Raw genomic sequence first — 17,551 nt, forward strand, 5'->3', positions numbered from 1 at the left:
ACTCGCCGGTTGTGACGAAAGCGCCCGAGCCGGTCGAAATCGCCGTTGGTCTGATGCAGGAAGGGCGCTACGGCGACGCCGAGAACCTGCTGGTGCGGGAGGTCGAGCGGGCTGCCCAGGCGCACGGCGTGGGCAGCCCCGAATGGGCCTCCGCCCAGTGCGACCTGGGCAACATCCTGATCAACGCCGGTCAGGTCGACCGGGCGATCGAGTGCTTCCGCAGCGCCGTGACGATGACCGTGCACGACGAGCAGAACCGCAAGGACCAGCTCACCTACCGGATGAACCTGGGCATGGCGCTGCGGATGGCGGGCCGGCTCGACGAGGCGGAGACCGAGCTGCGGCAGGGCGTGGCCGAGCGGCTGGCCTTCTACGGGCGCGAGCACGCCGGCTACGCCTTCGGTCTCGAGCCGCTGGCCGACCTGTTGCGCCAGCGCGGCGACCTGACCGCCGCCCGGGAGGTGGTCGAGGAGACGGTCGACAACCTCTGGCGCAACGGCAACGAGCGGCTCACCTGGGCGATGGCCCTGCGGGCGCAGATCATCCTGGCCCAGGGAACCGGGGAGCCGCTCTTCGCCGGTCTCGAGGCGCTGCCCGAAGAGCTGGTCGCGATGGTCGCGCGCACGCTCTGCCATCGGATGGACCGGTCCGACCCGCAGTCCCGGGTTCTGCTGGAGGTCGCCCTCGAGGCCGTCGAGCACATCCTCGGCCCCGACCACCAGGCCACCCTCAACCTGCTCTCCGAGCTGGCCAATCTCAAGCGCGAGCAGGGCGACACGCAGGGGCGGGCCGAGCTGATCGAGCGGGCCCGCGACTCCTACGACCGGCTGGGCCGCCCGGAAGAGGCGGTGCTGACCACCCTCGCCCTGGCCCTCGCCCACAGCGAGGCCGGCGGGGTCGAGTCCTCGTTGGCCACCTACGCCTCGGCCGGTGAACGGGTGCGGCAGCTCGGCAGCCCGGAGCTGACCAGCCACGTGCTGCGCAACTGGGGGCTCGCGCTGAACGAGGCCGGGCAGAGCGAGCAGGCCGAGCCGGTGCTGGCCGAGGCGGTGAACCAGGGCCGCCGCGGCGCCGATCACGACCTGCTGGGCCGGGCCTGCGTCGCGTTCGGGTTGTTCCTGCAGCACCAGGAGCGGCTGGCCGAGGCCGGGCCGATGATCGAGGAGGGCCTGGCGGTGCTCGACCCGGTGGACCCGGACGCCCTGGTCGGGCGCAGCCACCTGGGGGCGGTGCACCAGGGGCTCAGCTGCGGCTGCGGCGACCTGGGCACCACGATGGCGGCCGCGTTCCGGGAGTTCGTCAGCGCCCGGCTGCCCGCCGACCTGCTCGACCGGCTCGAGGTGGAGCTGGTGGACGGGGATTTCAAGGTCGACGTGCACCTGCGCCGCGAGCCCACCGAGGGCGAGCTGCAGCGGCTGAACGAGGTCACCAGCACGGCCCAGGCGGAGTTCCGCCGCCGGGTCAACAGCAGGCACTGACGATGTCCCTGCAGGACGACCTGATCGACGCCGTGGCCCAGGACGGGGTTCACGTCGCCTCGTTCGGCGAGACCTTCCGGTCGCTCGGGCTGTGGCCGCTGGGCATCAACGCCCGCAACGGGGCCGCCTGGCTGTTGCTGCTGGGTACGGGCTTCCTGGTGTGGTTCGCCGAGGCCGTGCTCTTCGGCCGCTACTTCCCGGGCTTCCCGTTCTGGCCGGTGGTCGGCTGGCTGACCCTGGCCGCGATGGTCGCGTACGTGCCGGTGTTCCTCGGCGTGGCCGCCTTCATCACGGCCACTCCGGCCTGGACGGTGTTCATCGACGACGAGCACACCGCGATCATCGGGTTCCGGGTGCGCGGGCATGAGCTCACCCTCAACTCCCACCTGGCCCGGCGCCTCGGGACCGGTCAGGGCCGGGCGCTGAGAGAAACGGTGGGGCAGCGTCTTTCGCCGGTGCTCGAACGGCACCCCGAGACGGTGATCCGGTTCCGGGCCCAGCATGCACGCCTGGCCCAGATGTACGCCGACGATCTGGTGAGAATGCTGCCCGGCTGGACCCATGAGCTCGAGGGCCTGCACGGGGTGGTGCGCCGGAGCGGTGGCCCCTCAGCCGGGCAGGGTGAAGTCGACCAGGACGGGGCGGTGGTCGCTGTTGCGGGCGTTGCCGGTCCAGGCGCGCTGGGCGGTGAGGTCGCGGCCGTAGACCCAGTCCACCCGGATCTTGCGGCGGGTGGTGCCGAACCCTGAGCCGGCCTCGGCCTGCAGATCCTGAAGACCGGCGCCCAGCAGGAGTTTGCGCGGGGTGTTGGCCGGGGCGGAGTTCAGGTCGCCGCCCACCAGCAGCGGGTTGCCGGTGGTGCGCAGGGCGTCGGCGATGATCTCGGTCTCGGCCATCCGCAGCCGGGAGTTGTGGCCCAGGTCGGGCAGCCCGCGCCCGGACAGCGGGGAGGCCAGGTGCAGGGGGACGAGGTCGAGCCGGGTCCCGTCGACGTCCACGGTGACCACGGACGCCGTCCTTGCTTCGGCGGGCATCCCCTCGATCACGCGGCTGGCCACGATCGGGTAGCGGGACAGCACGGCGGTGTGCCCGCAGCAGGGGGCCTGCTCGGCGATCGGGGCGAAGTAGTGGTGGGGCAGGCCGGGGGCGGCGGCCGCCACGTCGTCCAGGTATTCGCTGGGCACCTCGGCCAGCAGCATGATGTCCGGGTCGGCCTCGGCGATCAGCGCGGCCAGGTCGGCGGAAGGGTTGCGGGGGCGCACGTTCCAGGCGATCGCCCGCACCTGGGTCGCGCCGGCCGAGTCTCCGCTCGGATCGGCCCGTCCGGGCACCAGGTAGGGGCCGAACGTGGACACCCAGACCACGGCGGGCAGCACGCTCAGCAGCGCGGCGGGCCACCAGGCCCGGCCCAGGAAGGCCAGCGGCAGCACCAGCACGGCCGGCGCCCACCAGATCACGCCGAGCATGTTGGCCACGTAGAGCCACGACCACTGGTCGCCGGCCACCTGTCGGATGATGACGTGCAGTGTGGCCAGCGCACCGTAGAGGACCACGGCAAGCATCGCCGTCGTCGCGAGCAGGGGCCGACCGGAAAGAATCCCTGCCGTCACGGCGGTGAGATTACCGGACGGATCCCCCGTTCCCCGGCACCGGGCTGTCGGTGCCGGGGAACCATCCGGGCCCCGGAGGGGAGCGAGGCCCGGATGCGGGTCGTGCACAGGGTCCACGGGTCAGGTGCCCGTCGGGTTCACCTCAGTCCCATCCGCTCGGCCTTGGTCCGCAACGTGCGCAGGGCTCACTGAACCTCGGAGCGGTCCTGGACGTGCAGCAGAGGTGAGTCTTGCCCAGGAGAGGTCAGCGTTGCTGGTCGGCCAGCAGCGCTGCGCCGAGAGCGGTGGCCGTCTGCGGGTCGGGCAGCAGCACGACCTCACGCCCCAGACTTTCGGCCAGCATCTGGCCGACCACCGGGATCTGCGCGGTACCGCCGCTGAGCAGGACCGTCGCCGGGTCGGAGCGGCCGATCCGGGCCGAGTCGAGCACCTGCCGCAGCGCCGGCAGAGCGGCTGCCAGTTGCGGGCGCAGCCACTCCTGCAGGTGCAGCCGGGTCAGTATGACGCTGTGCGACCGGCCGGGCAGCGCGACCTCGATCTCGGTCTGGGGCACCACGGCCAGGGCCTCCTTGGCGCGCACGGCCGCGGCCCGGATGCGCTCCAGGGTGCGTGCCTCGTCCGGGTCGCCCGGATCCAGCTGGGACACGGCCCCGCTGCAGGCCCGGTCGACCCGGCTGAGCACGGCCCGGTCGAGGTCGACCCCACCGAACCACTCCATCGACTCGGGCACCCCGAGTTCGCGCACCGTGACCCGGCCGTCGGGGGAGTGCACGACGTCGATCACGCAGGCATCGAAACTGCTGCCACCGGCGTCGTAAATCACCAGTGGTCCCGGCGTGCGCGGGGGCTGGCCGGACAGGTAGGCCATGGCCACCGCCTCGGGCTCCGAGCGCAGCGAGAAGCCGTCGGGGTGCAGGTCGGTCTCGCGGCAGATCTCGGCCAGTTGCTCGCGGCGGCGCGGGCCCCAGGTGGCGCGGCAGGTGATCACCACGTGGCCGGGGCGGGCGCCCTGGCCTGCGGTGACCTCTTTCAGGACGGCCGAGATCGGGGCGCCCCCCGGGAGGGACAGGGGGGCCGTGCGCCCGTCGCTGACGGCAGCCCGGGTGACCACGGTGCCCAGGTCGATGCCCAGGCCGTAGCTCACCAGAACTCCTGCGACGCATCGATCGGCACGTTCAAGGATAATCCCAGGAATCCCACCCGCTACCGTCCGACGAAGGCCCTGCGATGACTGAGACCATTGCCCGGCGCCCTTCCCTGCGGGTGGCCGTGGCCGAAGACGGCGCCCTGTTCCGCGAAGGGCTGGTGCTGCTGCTCGAGGCCATCGGGCACACCGTGGTCGGCGCGGTGGACGGCGGGGACAAGCTGGTCGACCTGCTCGACCGCGAGCCGGTGGACGTGGCGGTGCTGGACATCCGGATGCCGCCGGAGCCGGACGGCGGCCTGAGCACGGCCCGCCGGGTGCGGGCCCGGCACCCGGAGACCGGGCTGTTGTTGTTGTCCCACTACGGTGAGGCGCACTATCTGATGGAGATCCTCAAGATCGGCACCGAGGCCATCGGGTACCGGCTGAAAGACCGGATCTCCAGCTCGGAAGCATTGCACGACACCGTTTTGCGGGTGGCCGAGCGGGAGATCGTCATCGAGCCGGTGGTGGCCGGGCAGCTGGTCGAGAGCCCGGGCGCGGGGGCCGACGAGCTGGGCTCGCTCACCGAGCGCGAGCTGGACGTCCTGCGGCTGATGGCCGAGGGCCGCTCCAACGCTGGGATCGCGCGGCAGCTGTACTTCTCGCCCAAGGCGGTGGAGAAGAACGTGGCCGCGATCTTCGCCAAGCTGGCGCTGCCCACCGATGCCACCTCCCACCATCGCCGGGTGCTGGCCGTCCTCACGTATCTGCGGGCGCGTCGGGAAAGGTGAACCCGCTCAAGGGCATGCTCTGGCCGGCTCGCCGGGAATCACTGCTGGCCCAGATCGCCCGGTTCCGGCCCGGCCCCGGTGGTGCGCATCTGACCCGCCTGTGCCGGGAACTACAGGTCGGGCTGCGGGCCGAACGGGTCCGGCTCACCCTGGACAGCGGCCAGCAGTTCGGCTGGCCCGACGTGGGGGTGCCGGCCGATGGTCCACCCCCGCGCGAGGTGCCGCTGCGGAACGGCATGCTGTACGTCTATTTCCGGCCCTGGAGCTTCGGCCGGCACCGGGCAACGCTGCGCGAAGTGGCCGACCTGCTGGGGCCGGTGCTGGAGAACCTTCCCCTGCAGCACGAACTGGATCGATCGCTGGAAGAGGCTCGGGTGCACGCCGAGCTGGTGGCGGCGGCCCGGCGGCGGGCGTTCGGCGAGCGTGACGCCGAACGGCAGGAGATCGAGCGCGATCTGCACGACGGGGCACAGCATCAGCTGGTTGCCCTGGGGATGACGCTTGGCCTGCTGGAACTGCATGCTGCCAAACAGAACGAGCCGGGTGTGCAGGCGCAGATCGAGCGCTTGCGCAGCGGTTTGGACCGGGCCCAGCGCACTTTGCTCTCTTCCGTGGAAGGAGGCAGTCCTCTGCTGCGGGAGTTCGGGGTGCTGCCCGCCTTGGAGGCCGAGTTACGCGATGTCGGGCCGCAAGTCAGGCTGGAAGTAGGGCAGTGGGACGGCAGTCGCCGCTATGACGCAACGATCGAACTCGCCGTGTATTTCATCTGTCTGGAGGGGGTGAACAACGCCCGTAAGCACGCCCCGGGGGCTCAGGTGGTGGTGCGTCTGGCCGATGGCCCCTACGAGCTGACTTTCAGCGTGGCCGACGACGGGCCCGGCATGGAAGACGCCCAGATGGAGGGGACTTCCGGGCTGGCGAACATGCGTCGCCGCATCACTGCGGCCGGTGGCCGACTGCAGATTCGTACCGCTCCGGGGACGGGGACCGCCATCTACGGGTTCATCCCGCTCTGAGCGCGTCCTCGGTCTTCACCAGTCGTTCCAGTTCGTGCAGCTCGTCGTCGACGGCCAGGTCGGCAGTCTGAACCAGACGGACGATCGCGGCCAGGGCCGTACGAGCCCGCAACTCATCGGCGCGGGCCACCACCTCGGTAGTGAGTATCTGCGAAAGGTCCGGCCATTCACAGTCTTTGCGCAGCAGGCCAACGCCGGGCAGGTGCACCTCGAAGCAGCGCTGGGGCGCCGTTGCGCTGGGCCGGACGATGACGTCGGCCCCCAGGCCGGTGGTGACGTCGCCGCCCGGCATCGAGACCAGGTCTGGGCGCCGAGCCACCAGTTCGGCCAGACGCTGAGCCCGGGGGCCCGCCTCCGGCAGCCCGGTCAGGGCCACGTGCACCGGTTCGTCCAGCCAGTTGAGGATCCGGCGGGCCGGTGTCGCGCCCGGACTGTGGGCGCAGCGGGCGACCAGGGTGAGCGCCAGCGCCCGCACCCGGGTGTGCAGGTTGCCGCTGGGGACCAGGCCGACCCGGGCGACCGGTTCCAGCCGGTCCGGCACCCAGGCCTCGACCCGGATGCGCTGCGCGCCGGCCGAGACCACGACCCGGCCGCCCAGATGCCGCAACCGGTCGGCGTCTCCGGCCAGGGCCGCGCGCACCTCCGCCTCGGACTGCTGGGTCCAGGCCAGGATGATGACCTGCAGACCGGACGCCCGCTGCTCGAGGAAGTCGTGCCCGAGGAAGACCTCGAGGTCGGCGCCGGAGCGGGCCAGGGTGTGCAGGCAGCCCGCGGCCAGGTAGTAGAGCGAGGCCGAGACCTCGTGGTCGACGCGGGGCGGGATGGACCCGGTGATCCGGATGCGGCCGGGGTAGGTGGCCGCCATCTCGGTGAGGGCCGCGCGCACCCCGTGGCGGTAGAGCACCCGCGGGTGAATGCCCCGGGCCAGGGCCTGGAAGTCGGCCGTGAGCCGCTCGAGGTGGGTGCGCAGCTCCTTGACCTGCCCGGCCACGTCGGAGCTGGGCGTGAGCTGCTCCACCCCCTGCTGCAGGGCGGCCAGCCGGCCGTGGCTGAAGGTGACGATCTCGGCCGCCACCCGCCGCCGTTCCTGGTCGCGCACCCCGGCCAGGCGGCGGGACGAGTCCAGCACCTCCCCGGCCAGCTGGCTGGTGTACGCCGCCTGATCGTGCACTTCGCGCTGGAGCTCGGCGCGGCGGTGCAGCACCATGAGGCAGTTGGCGGTGTCGCTGAGTTCGCGTCGCTCACGCCGCGTTACGCGACGGCGTGATTCCAGCGTGACGGCCGCCTGGGGCCGGCCTTCGTCGTCGGCGAGAATCCTGGTCCGAGGACGGCGGGCCAGCTCGGCGGCCGGGATCTCCGGGACCGGCGGCGCCTGAGGGGGCCAGACCAGCTCGGGGCGCAGCAGGTCGGTCTGCCCGGGCTCGGGCAGCCAGAGCCGCACCGCGTCTGCGTGCATGACCTGGGCCAATCGGCGCAGCAGGGCCAGACCGGCGACCGCCTGCGGCACAGCGGGATCGAGAGCGGCGAGGGCCGCATAGGCAGAACCGCGGGAAGCCTCGTGCCCCGAGGGTGGCGCCTCAGGCAAGTCTGCTCCGTCCTGGTGCCGATGGGGCGACGGAGGTGCGTGCTCATCGGGTGGGCGCCTGACGGAGCACCATTTTAGGTCATTTCCGGATGGGCCATCTCGGTCGTGAACCCCGGGTCGGCCCCACCCGTGTGATCCGTGAGGAACACGAGCTCGGAGGCTGTGATGAGTAAGGGAGCCTGGTCCCTGCGCGAGCCCGGGACCGCCCTGGCGATGCCGGGGGAGGCCCGGATGGTGGTGATGACGACCGACCCCCTGGCCCAGGCCGAGGTGGACGGGATGCTCGGCGGCCGGCCCGGTCTACGGCAGCTGCCGATCACCCGGGCCGACGACGCGCACCTGCTTCTGCTCCTCGCCCGCCGGCCCGGCCGCAGCGTCACCGAGGCCCTGAGCGTGCGCAGTGCGCAGCACCTCCCCGTGCTGGCGGTGCTCGACGAGCCGGGCGATGCGAGCCCCTCCTCGGCCGCCGAACTGGCCGGGCTGGGAGTGGTGGCCTGCCTGTGGCGGGCCGAGGTGGACGCCCAGGTGCTCAGCGACGAGATCCGCTCGGTCGCAGCGCAGGGACGAATGCTGGTGCCGGCCCGGCGGCGTATCGGTCAGGACATGGACCGTTACCGTGAGCGATTCCTGCACGAGGCGGTCGGCCCGGCTCGCAGCCGGCGCGAGGCCGATGTGATCCGGCTGATGATGGACGGCCGCTCGGTCCGTGAGATCGCGCGCGACCTGGGTTGTTCCGAGCGCACGGTCGGGCACACGCTGGATGCGGTGGTTCGGCGCACCGGCGCCCGTAACCGCATCCAGGCGCTCACTCTGCTGTGGCGAGGGGAGGCGCTGTGATCGGCTCGGTCAATGCCCCCGGACGTACTCCACCGCGCCAAGCCGCCGGTCCGGTGGCGGTGGGTGTGCTGGCCGCGACTCAGCTGGACGAGGCCGGCATCGTCGCCCTGATCGGGCGCGACCCCGGTCTGACCCTGCGGCCGCTGGACCAGTTGAGCAAGACCGGCGTCCTGGTCGTGGCCGCGCCACGCTTGAACGGCCCACTGCTGCGGCGGGTCCGCGAGCTCACCGAACTCGCCAAAGTTCCGGTCGCCGCGGTGATCAGCCAGCTGGGTGAGGCTGATCTGCTCACGGCGGTGGACAGCGGCCTGCAGGGGGTTCTGTGGCGGGAACAGGCCACCGCCGAACGCTTCTCGGCCCTGCTCCGCACCGTGGCCTCGGGGCAGGGCGACTTCCCCCGTGAGGTGCAGAGCCGGCTGCTCAAAGACCTGGCCCGGCTGCAGCGCAACGTCCTGCGCCCGAGGGGCCTGACCCCCTCAGGGCTGGAACAGCGCGAGATCGCCGTGCTCACCCTGGCGGCCGACGGTCTGGACACGGCCGAGATCGCCGCGAAGCTGTCGTGTTCCGAGCGCACGGTGAAGAACGTGGTCTCCGGCGTGCTCGAACGTTTCAACCTGCGCAACCGCACCCACGCCGTCGCCTTCGCCCTACGCAGCGGCCTGCTCTGAGCAGCGTCAGGCGTCGGGCACGATGACGACCTTGCCCCGGAGATCCGGCGACTCAGCCAGGGTCAGGGCAAGGTCGGCCTCGGAAAGCGGGAACCGGGCGGCGATCCGGGGAGTCAGCACGTTCTCGGCCAGCAACTGCAGCACCTTGCCGGTGTCCTCGCGCCACCACTGCTGCCGCTGTCGCCCGCTGCGGAACTGGCCGCTGTGCAGGTTGAACGAGTGCGCCCGCCGACCGTTGGGCAGCAGGTTCCACAACCGCAGGCGGGCCGCGTCCTTCGCCGAGGGGCCCAGCCGGGGGTCGTCGTCGTTATTGGTCGAAAGACTGGAATAGAGCACCAGCGTGCCGCCACGGCGCAGTCCTGCCCACGACTTTGCCAGGGTTTCCTCACCCACGTGGTTGAACACGGCGTCCACGCCGTCGGGCGAGTACGCGAGCACCTGTTCGAGCAGGTCCGGAGCCCAGCAGTTCATCGCCACAGCACCCTGCTGGCGCAGCGACTCCTGATCGCGGGGCGGCGCGATCGCGATGACGCTCAACCCCGCCCGTCTGCCCAGCTGGACCAGGGATCCGCCGATCCCGCCGTCGGCCGCCAGCACCACGATGATGCCACCGGGGGGCACGGCGGCGACCCGGTGCAGCATCTGCCAGGCGATGACCCCGTGGCTCAGAACGGTTTCCACCGCCGCCGCATCGAGTTCCTCCGGCACCGGGATGAGTAGATCGGCCGGGACCACCAGATGACTGGCCCAGCCACCGGTCCGGACCACGGCCGCGTACCGCCGCCCGATCAGCCTCGGCGACACCGAGGGGCCGACCTCGACGACCCGCCCCACCACGTCGAACCCGGGGACGAAGGGAAAGGCCGGCTGGTCACGCTCGATACCCCGGCGCATGCGTACTTCGGCATTGGAGACGCCGGTGGCCTCCATCTGCAGCAGAACCTGGCCCACGGCCGGCATCGGCCGCGGCAGCCGGCGCACCTGCAGGGCCTGGGGCTCCACGATGCCCGGCAGGACGATCTGCGTGACCTGCGCACTCTCACCGTGCTGCCGCGCCAGAACTGTTCTCATGGTGGTTCAGCCTGCCTTGACCGGCGGGGGCGCTGCGTCCGCCGCAAGAAGGGGAAGGCCACCGGGACGTACTTCTTTGGATGTACTGGTACGGGGAGGGCACCGGTATTGGTGCCCTCCCCGTACTTGCAGACCGACGCTCAGTAGCGGCCGGTCACCTTCGCCAGTTCGCGGGCGTAGGTCTTGTAGCCCCGGTCGGTCGGGTGGAACATCTCCAGCTGGTTGTCCAGATCCACCTCGTGCAGCCACGGGTCGTCGGTGCAGACCTCGTGCCCGGCGAACGGCCCCCGCAGGTCGACGAACTTCACGCCCGCCTGGCCGGTGGCCGTGATGATGCCCTGGTTCACCGCGTCCACCGTGCTGGTGAACAGGGCCCGGCGCTCGGCGTTGGGCGTGACGTCACCGCAGCTGTCGGTGCCTTCCGGGTCGACCAGGTGCGGGTAGCCGAGCACGATCACCCGGGCGTTGGGGGCCTTGCCCTTGATCTCGCCGAGCAGCGCCTTCAGATCGTCGACCAGGGTGGTGGACGCGTAGTTGGTGGCCAGCGCGGCCGCGCCCTGGCACTGCGCGTCGGTGCCGCCCAGGCAGGCGTTGAGGGTGGCGCGGAAACCGGCGTCGTTACCGCCCACGGTGAGGGTGACCAGCTTGGTCTTCCGGCTCAGGGCGCCGAGCTGCTCGGCCCGTACCTGCGGGATCCGGTAGCCGCTGCAGGCCACGTCTTTCAGCTTGAGCTTGGGATGCTTGCGCGACCACGTACGCGGGTAGCTCTTCGGGCTGCGCAGGCACTCGCCACTGGCCTCGTCGTACACCGAGGCCCCCACCCCGGAGGCGTAGGAGTCGCCCAGCGCCACGTACTCGCCACGTTGATGCGCCGACGCCGGCGTCGCGCCCAGCATGGTGAGACCCATCACGGCGGCCACCGCGGTCAGAACGATCTTGCGCACGTAGAGACCCCTTCGTCGTGTTACTCGGACGTCAACCATCCTGCCTGCGTCCGATGATCAAAAGGAGCGAAACGGATAAATACCTGGGATGTCTGCCCGATGGCGTCAGGCCGTAAAGTGCGGCAGATGAGCACTCGTCCGGCCGCGGTGGCGGTTCTGCCGGCTGAGCCGGGGGTCTACCGCTTCCGCGACGAGGCCGGGCGCGCCCTCTACATCGGCCGGGCCGGCAACCTTCGCCGCAGGGTCAGCTCCTACTGGGGTGATCTGCGCGACCGGCCCCGCCTTCGGCGAATGGTGCCGCAGGTCGCGGGCATCGAGGCTCTGGTCTGCGCGTCCGAGCACGAGGCGGCCTGGCTGGAGCGCAATCTGTTGGAACACCGCAAGCCCCGGTGGAATCGGGCACGCGGAGGGCAGGAACTACCGGTCTACATCAGGCTCGACGCCACGCCTGGCGCTCCTCGTCTCGACCCTGTCTTCGGAGTCGAACCCCGCCCAGAAGTACGCTTCTTCGGCCCCTATCTGGGCTCACGCAAGGTGCGGGCGGCAGTCTCGGCTCTCAATCGCTGCTATCCGCTGGTCTACACGGCGTCTCGGCTGAGGGGAGCGGAGCGTGATCTGGCCGCCACCCGAGGTGTCGATGCGGGTGACCGGGAGCGGTTGGTGGCGAACATCGCGGCAGTGCTGGAGCGGTCGGATGAAGCGGTGCCGACGGCGATGGAACTCTTGCGGGTACGGCGCGACGAGGCCGCGGCCGGATTGCGCTTCGAGATCGCGGCCGCCGTGCAGGACGAGATCGAAGGCCTGACCTGGGTGGTGGCTCCCCAGCGGGCCACCGTCGAAGGCGCCGGAGATCTGAAGATGTCGGTGCGACAGAGCGGTCTGGCGTTGCATTTAGAGATCAACAATGGACGTTTGCGCCAGTGGAAGCAGGAGGCTCACCTGGGTGCCGATCGAGTTGTCGATGCCCCGGAAGGCTGGGCCGCCTTCCTGGAGCGCAACGCGGTCCTGGCAGCCGAGCTGGGCAGCCCGGTGCGGGCTGCCCAGCTCTGACACTCAGTTCTTCGGCACGTCGGTCACCGACCAGACCAGCCGGTCGAGCTGCTGGCCGTTCTTGCCCCAGATCGAGGTGCCGGTGAAGGTCAGCCCGTCCTGCACCGGGTAGGTACCGCGTACCCGGATCCGGTCGAAGATCTTGCCGGTCTTCGCGTCGGCCACGGTGATCCGGCCGTGTGCCCGGCCGCCCGAGTTGGCCCGCACGTCGAAGTCGACCTTGCGGCCCTCGATCACGCCGACCCCGTCGATGCCCTGCAGCTTGCCCTTCTTGTAGGTGAAGACGAAGTCACCCGACTCCAGTTCGCCGCCGAACCGGTAGGAACGGGTTCCGCTGCGGTCCATCGTCAGGCTGTCGCGCATCTTCGGCGGCTGGGTGGCGTTGACCGTGACCGCGGCCGAGGAGACGTCCTTGGCCCCGTCGGAGTCGGTCACCGTCAGCTTGGCCGTGTAGGAGCCTGCTTTGGCATAGGTGTGATCGACCACCGCGCCGGTGCCCGTTGTCCCGTCTCCGAATTCCCAGGCGTAGGTGGCAATCCCTTCCACGTCCACCGAGCTGTGACCGTCGAAGCGCACCGCCAGCGGCGCGTTTCCACTGGTCGGATTCACCGTGAAGGCCGCAGTGGGCAGGTCGTTCACTGCGCTGACAGAGAGCTTGACCGTGCCGGTGGCGGTTCCGCCCTTACCGTCCGAGACGGTGTAGGTGAACGAGTCGCTGCCGTTGTAGTCCGGGCTGGGGGCGAAGGTGCACACCCAGGCCGAGGTGCAGGACAGGTCGCCGTGGGCCGGCGTCGAGGTCGACGTGATCGTCACCGGGTCGCCGTCGGGATCGCTGACTTTCGCCTTCAGGTCGACCTGCGCCGAGACGTCCTCGGTCGTCTTGACCTCCAGGTCGGGTGCCAGAGGGGAACCGTTGGCGCAGTCCAGGACCAGCCAGAGGTCGGTGACCGGCGGCGGGATGGTCATGGTGTACGAGAGTGCGTACGGCAGACTCGGGTCGTCGGCCGAGACACACCCGGCATGCTGGGCCCGCACCTGGTAGTAGCCGGCCACCACGTCCCAGCCGAAGTAGCCGTTCTCGTTGGTGAGAGAAGGGTTCCGCCGGTTGGCCGGCGACATGATCCGCGAGCCGTCCGGCACCACGGTGAACGGGCCGTCATAGTTCTCCGAGCGGTAGAGCGTCACCACCGCGTCCTCCACCGGGTTTCCCTCGGTGTCGACCACGTGGCCGCTCGGGTCGATGTAGACGTCGAACGAGACCGTGGTGGGCGGGCCGTTCGGGCACTCCAGCCGGATCACGAACGTCGCGTACCCGTGCACCGGCTGGATCGGGGCGATAATGGTCGTGTACTCACCGTCCACCCCCTCGGTCAGCGTGCCGGAGAGCCGGACCTCGCTGTCCTGCAGCAGCTCCCAGGTCGCGACCGCGCCCTCGCAGCCGTGGGTGCGCAAGGTCAGAGGCTCGCCCCAGTACACCGTGGGCACACCCTGCGGGTTCGTCCCGATGTTGGTGATGGTCGTTCCGGCCGGCGGCGGGGCCAGGACGTTGAGCACGATGTCCTGCCCGGTCTGCATTCCGCCCGCTTCCGGAACCGTGACCTGGCGGCCGCCCGGCTCGGCGGTGGAGTTGGCCGGTGGGTAGGCCGAGAGGTAGTAGTCGCCCGGCGCCAGATCGGTGAACGAGTAGGTGCCGGCGCTGTTGGAAGAAGTGGTCTCGCACTGCCCGTCGGACGAATCATTGCTGGACGAAGGCGTGTTCGATCGGGAGTCGGTACCCGTCGGCCGCCACGAGGGGCAGATCTGCACGAAGCTGTCGGCCAGCACATTGCCCGGCGCGATCGAGTCCTCGTACACAGTGCCGCTGACTCCACCGGTCGCAGCGGCTACCCGCGCGTTCGGTTGCGGCGCCCCGGTGGCCGTGACCACCGGAGTTACGGTGTTGCCGGAAGTGTCTGATGCGCTGGGTGATCCGGCAAATGCTACCGAAGCGCTCAGAGTCAGGGCCAGGCCGCAGGCGGCGACCAGCCCTCCCCGTACGACTCGTGATGCCCGTGTGCGGGCGGTTGTTGACGCCATCTGTTTCTGCTCCCCCGAATGGCGGTAAAGGACGCTGAACCGTAGCGCCGGGAGTTTCGCGGTAGCCGCGTCTTGCCGGAAAGGCTGGCTGAACGGGGGAGCGCCGGAACCTTCAGCGGTGACAAGGCCGGTCCGATGTTCCGACGGGGGAGTTGCGTCGATACTCGGGGGTTCGGTGGTGTCCGCTGACGACGGTCTGGCCAGGCTGCTACGCAGGGAAGAGACGATCAGCGACCTGCTGGCCTTTCTGACCCAGCACGACCCGCAGCCGCTACCGGGCCTGCTGGGCCTGCCGCCGGGTACCTACGAAGTGGCCCGCGAGCGTCCTCTGGGATCGGCCGCGCGCGTGGACCTGCTGGTTCTGGATGCCGAAGGCCAACCGGCCGCGGTGCTCGAGATCAGGGCCGGTGCAACCGAATCCGGCCATCAGCGCGCACGCCTCGAAGCCTGGGCGCCGACCAGCGGACTACCTCTCGAGCGCCTGTTCTTCGTCACCCTCGCCCGCGTCGAAGCGCCCCGCGGCTGGACCTCTCTGGCCCTCGGCGACGTGTTCGCGGCCTGGGAAAGTAGCCCGGAGGCGGGCTGGCTGGCCCAGCGCATCGGCGACGAACTGAAGCTCTGGCAGACCCAGGCCGACGGCCGACTGGGTGAACTGTCCGGCTGGTTCGCCCCCGACCTGCTGCTCCAGCGCCTCGCCACCGAGCTCGACCAGCGCCTCGCCGCCGTTCCCGCCACCGAGACCCGCAGAACCGTGGCCGGAAGCACCAGCGGCGGGCAACCGCAGCTCATCGCCTGGCTCCGCCCGGCCGGATACGACGGACAGATCTGGGCCTCGGTCGAGCTGCGCGCCCAGGGCCGGGCCGAAGCCGGCGGCCAGCCCTGGAGCCTGCGGCCGTGCGTGGATGCCACCGCCGGCCCCGCACCCACCGACCAGATCCTCACCGAGGTGCACCAATCGTCCTTACATCTGCGCGAGCACCTGTCGTTCGACGCCGTCGCCGCCCACCTGCAGGTCCAGGGCCGAGCCGATCTGGCCCACCACCTGCAGCCGGGGCAGTACGGCGGTGACCTCGACACCTTCGACGCGGCCGCCGTCACCCGCTGGTACGAACTGGCCCTCGGCGGCCGTCGCCCCCGCCTTCACCCGTTCTTCTTCCACGACCGCGGCCGCCGCATGGGCACCCAGTTCCGCCTGGCCGTGCACGATCTCGACCGCACCGACCTCGGCGACCTGATCACCATCGTCCTGCAACACCTGAGCGACGGCCTGCACACCTGAGCGGTGGCCGGACCCGGTGCTGGCTGGCGGGCCGTCGAGAGCCCACGCCTGGACCAGTGAGATCAGAGCTTTTGGACGCTCGGGGCGGGCTGGGCGGCAGTGGCCCGAAGGCTACGGTCGGCGAATTCGATCAGCCACGCGTAACTTTCGTCGATATCGGTGGCAAATTGAAACCCACCGTCGGCCTCCAGGCTCGCGAACCCGTGCATCACACTCCTCAACATGCGCAGGGCGTGGATCTCCTGGGCCGGATCGAGGTCATACCCCCTCAGCACCGCCTTCATCGACTCAAGAACCTTGCCGCGGGCCGCGATCAGCGGATCGTCCGGCCCATTGGTGGGTGCGTTGTTCCCCGCCGCGTACTGGCCCGGGTGTTTCAGGACGAACGCGCGGAACGCCTGGGCAGCGGCGTAGAGCGCGTCGGACCCGGCCCGGCCCTGCGTGGCGTCGCGCAGGGCGGCGCTGAGTTCGTGGCCGGCCTGCACCGCGATGCCGTGCACCAGATCGGCCAGGCCGTTGACGTGCTTGTACAGCGAAGGGCTCTTCACCCCGAGGCGTTCGGCCAGCAGGCCCATGCTCAGCCGGTCCAGCCCCACCTCGTCGGCCAGCTCCGCGCCGGCTGCGATCACCGAGGCACTGGTCAGCCCGGCCCTAGCCACGAGCGAGCGTCCGGGCCAGGAAGGGCAGGCTCAGGTCGAGCACGGCCTGCGAGGAGCTGGTGTGCAGGTAGTGACCGCCGCCCTGGATCATCTCCAGCTGGCCCAGCCCCTCCGGCAGGTCGGCCAGGATCTTCTCGCCCTCGGCGCGGGGGTCGGCCCAGTCCGGGTCTTCGGTGCCGACGAGCACCAGGACGGGGCAGCGCACGTTGGCCAGCTGGGCGCCCGCATCGCCCGGGCTGGTCATCCCCATCGCCTTCAGCACCTTCATCCGGCCCGGCTCGCTCATCTTGGCCTCGATCCGGCCCAGCTCGGCGTCCCAGTCGGCCGGCTTGGCCGGGTTCGCCACGTCGAGGTACCGCTTCCAAGCCTTCACGTTGCCCAGCATGGCAGCGCGCCCCAGATGCAGCGTGCCGGTGCGGTAGAGCTTGTTCTTGAACAGCCCGCCGACGTCGAAGCTCTGCGCCCGGGTGAAGGGAGCCACCTCGACCAGCCCGCGGATCAGGTCGGGGGCGGTGGCGGCGGCCACCGTCGCGGCGCCGCCACTGATCGAGTGCCCCATGATCACGGCCGGCCCACCCAGGTGCCGGATCAGGGCCACCAGGTCACCGGCGATCTCGGTGCGGCTGTACCCGTCCCAGCCCAGGCTGGAGTCGCCGCAACCCCGCAGGTCGACGCTGGCCACGCGGTAGCCGGCGGCGGCCAGGGCGGGAGCGATGAAGCGGTAGGAGTGCCGGCTGTCGCCGATCCCGTGGGCGAGCACCACCAGGGGGCCTTCGCCGATCAGGTCGTAGGCGATGGTGTTGGCGCCGATGCTCAGGTGCTCGGTCATGATCCCGGTCCTCCGTGACGTTGGTTAACTGCGTTAGCTAAAAGCTACGCCGATTAGCTTTGGTCGTCAAGGGCCAGTCCAAGGATCGAGGCCCACGCCTCAGGTGCGGGCGTCGTAGTCGGCCCGCGCCGACGCGATCGCCGCGCGGTTAGCCAGGGACCAGTCGGTCAGGGCCCTGATCAGGTGGGTCAGGCCGGCGCCGGTTTCGGTGAGGCGGTAGTCGACCTGGGCCGGCACGGTGGGGTAGACGGTGCGCTGGACCAGGCCGTCGCGTTCCAGGCGCCGCACGGTCAGGGTGAGCATCCGCTGGGATATGCCGTCGATCGCCCGCTCCAGCTCTCGGAACCGGCGGGGGCCGGAGGCCAGTTCGACGATGACCAGGACCGACCACTTGTCGCCGAAGCGGTCCAGCACGTCGCGGATGCCGCAGTCGGGGTGATCGGCCTTCCCGCACGGCTCCAGCTCGGCCGTCGGCTCACTGACCTGCAGGCTTACCGCGGTGTTCGTCGCTGACACGAAAGTGCCTCCTTGT

General features: G+C 70.5%; 16 protein-coding genes. 7 read left to right on the plus strand and 9 right to left on the minus strand.

The window, feature by feature from the left end; translation table 11 throughout:
- Positions 1 to 1,478, plus strand: a 1,478-nt coding sequence (locus LWF15_RS19620; protein ID WP_232812312.1) for a tetratricopeptide repeat protein, incomplete at its 5' end; no start/stop codon positions are given.
- Positions 1,479 to 2,086: 608 nt separating this feature from the next.
- On the opposite strand, the gene LWF15_RS19625 is transcribed toward LWF15_RS19620, so the two are convergent.
- Positions 2,087 to 3,088, minus strand: coding sequence for an endonuclease/exonuclease/phosphatase family protein (locus LWF15_RS19625; RefSeq protein WP_232812313.1), 1,002 nt, complete (start codon positions 3,086 to 3,088; stop codon positions 2,087 to 2,089).
- Between the two features lie 244 nt (positions 3,089 to 3,332).
- The gene (locus LWF15_RS19630; RefSeq protein WP_232812314.1) at positions 3,333 to 4,232 is read right to left on the minus strand and encodes an Hsp70 family protein; all 900 of its coding nucleotides are present in this window, start codon (positions 4,230 to 4,232) and stop codon (positions 3,333 to 3,335) included.
- 113 nt (positions 4,233 to 4,345) lie between these two features.
- Here LWF15_RS19630 and LWF15_RS19635 point away from each other — a divergent pair, with 113 nt between their 5' ends.
- Both LWF15_RS19635 and LWF15_RS19640 read left to right on the plus strand, forming a co-directional pair.
- Positions 4,346 to 5,005 (plus strand): response regulator transcription factor, encoded by a 660-nt coding sequence (locus LWF15_RS19635; RefSeq protein WP_352396550.1) that lies wholly within the window; start codon positions 4,346 to 4,348, stop codon positions 5,003 to 5,005.
- Complete coding sequence (locus LWF15_RS19640; protein WP_232812316.1) at positions 5,002 to 6,021, plus strand: sensor histidine kinase; 1,020 nt, start codon at positions 5,002 to 5,004, stop codon at positions 6,019 to 6,021. The genes LWF15_RS19635 and LWF15_RS19640 overlap by 4 nt, the downstream gene beginning before the upstream one ends.
- Here LWF15_RS19640 and LWF15_RS19645 read toward each other — a convergent pair.
- Positions 6,008 to 7,606, minus strand: a complete 1,599-nt coding sequence (locus LWF15_RS19645) for a hypothetical protein (RefSeq protein ID WP_232812317.1) — start codon at positions 7,604 to 7,606, stop codon at positions 6,008 to 6,010. The genes LWF15_RS19640 and LWF15_RS19645 overlap by 14 nt on opposite strands.
- Positions 7,607 to 7,771: 165 nt before the next feature.
- On the opposite strand from LWF15_RS19645, the gene LWF15_RS19650 reads away from it, so the two are divergent.
- Positions 7,772 to 8,443: a helix-turn-helix transcriptional regulator gene (locus LWF15_RS19650; RefSeq protein ID WP_232812318.1), complete on the plus strand. Its 672-nt coding sequence runs from the start codon at positions 7,772 to 7,774 to the stop codon at positions 8,441 to 8,443.
- Positions 8,440 to 9,111: a helix-turn-helix transcriptional regulator gene (locus tag LWF15_RS19655; protein ID WP_232812319.1), complete on the plus strand. Its 672-nt coding sequence runs from the start codon at positions 8,440 to 8,442 to the stop codon at positions 9,109 to 9,111. Before LWF15_RS19650 ends, LWF15_RS19655 begins: the two co-directional genes overlap by 4 nt.
- A gap of 6 nt (positions 9,112 to 9,117) precedes the next feature.
- Here LWF15_RS19655 and LWF15_RS19660 read toward each other — a convergent pair whose 3' ends face one another.
- Both LWF15_RS19660 and LWF15_RS19665 read right to left on the minus strand, forming a co-directional pair.
- Positions 9,118 to 10,182 (minus strand): zinc-binding dehydrogenase, encoded by a 1,065-nt coding sequence (locus LWF15_RS19660; protein ID WP_232812320.1) that lies wholly within the window; start codon positions 10,180 to 10,182, stop codon positions 9,118 to 9,120.
- Between the two features lie 140 nt (positions 10,183 to 10,322).
- Positions 10,323 to 11,126, minus strand: a complete 804-nt coding sequence (locus LWF15_RS19665) for an SGNH/GDSL hydrolase family protein (RefSeq protein WP_232812321.1) — start codon at positions 11,124 to 11,126, stop codon at positions 10,323 to 10,325.
- Positions 11,127 to 11,252: 126 nt separating this feature from the next.
- Between LWF15_RS19665 and LWF15_RS19670 the strand changes: the two genes are divergently transcribed.
- Positions 11,253 to 12,176, plus strand: a complete 924-nt coding sequence (locus LWF15_RS19670; protein WP_232812322.1) for a GIY-YIG nuclease family protein — start codon at positions 11,253 to 11,255, stop codon at positions 12,174 to 12,176.
- A 3-nt stretch (positions 12,177 to 12,179) separates the two neighbouring features.
- Here LWF15_RS19670 and LWF15_RS37665 read toward each other — a convergent pair whose 3' ends face one another.
- On the minus strand, positions 12,180 to 14,102 hold the full coding sequence (locus tag LWF15_RS37665) for a PKD domain-containing protein (protein WP_232812323.1): 1,923 nt from the start codon (positions 14,100 to 14,102) through the stop codon (positions 12,180 to 12,182).
- A 328-nt stretch (positions 14,103 to 14,430) separates the two neighbouring features.
- Between LWF15_RS37665 and LWF15_RS19680 the strand changes: the two genes are divergently transcribed.
- Positions 14,431 to 15,531, plus strand: coding sequence for a hypothetical protein (locus LWF15_RS19680; protein WP_232812324.1), 1,101 nt, complete (start codon positions 14,431 to 14,433; stop codon positions 15,529 to 15,531).
- 62 nt (positions 15,532 to 15,593) lie between these two features.
- Here LWF15_RS19680 and LWF15_RS19685 read toward each other — a convergent pair whose 3' ends face one another.
- The 3 genes from LWF15_RS19685 to LWF15_RS19695 all read right to left on the minus strand — a co-directional run bounded on the left by LWF15_RS19685 (position 15,594) and on the right by LWF15_RS19695 (position 17,535).
- Positions 15,594 to 16,190: a TetR/AcrR family transcriptional regulator gene (locus LWF15_RS19685; RefSeq protein WP_232812325.1), complete on the minus strand. Its 597-nt coding sequence runs from the start codon at positions 16,188 to 16,190 to the stop codon at positions 15,594 to 15,596.
- Positions 16,183 to 17,019 (minus strand): alpha/beta fold hydrolase, encoded by an 837-nt coding sequence (locus LWF15_RS19690; protein WP_232812326.1) that lies wholly within the window; start codon positions 17,017 to 17,019, stop codon positions 16,183 to 16,185. The genes LWF15_RS19685 and LWF15_RS19690 overlap by 8 nt, the downstream gene beginning before the upstream one ends.
- A 99-nt stretch (positions 17,020 to 17,118) precedes the next feature.
- Entirely contained in the window at positions 17,119 to 17,535 is a 417-nt protein-coding gene (locus tag LWF15_RS19695) for a winged helix-turn-helix transcriptional regulator (protein WP_232812327.1), read from the minus strand.
- Positions 17,536 to 17,551 lie beyond the last annotated feature (16 nt).

This window comes from Kineosporia rhizophila (assembly GCF_021277265.1).
GTDB lineage: Bacteria > Actinomycetota > Actinomycetes > Actinomycetales > Kineosporiaceae > Kineosporia > Kineosporia rhizophila.

Excerpts from the sequence above, each read along its gene's own strand:
- LWF15_RS19650 (WP_232812318.1), top strand. The coding sequence starts at position 7,772 with ATGAGTAAGGGAGCCTGGTCCCTGCGCGAGCCCGGGACCGCCCTGGCG.
- LWF15_RS19660 (WP_232812320.1), bottom strand. The coding sequence starts at position 10,182 with ATGAGAACAGTTCTGGCGCGGCAGCACGGTGAGAGTGCGCAGGTCACG.
- LWF15_RS19670 (WP_232812322.1), top strand. The coding sequence starts at position 11,253 with ATGAGCACTCGTCCGGCCGCGGTGGCGGTTCTGCCGGCTGAGCCGGGG.
- LWF15_RS19690 (WP_232812326.1), bottom strand. The coding sequence starts at position 17,019 with ATGACCGAGCACCTGAGCATCGGCGCCAACACCATCGCCTACGACCTG.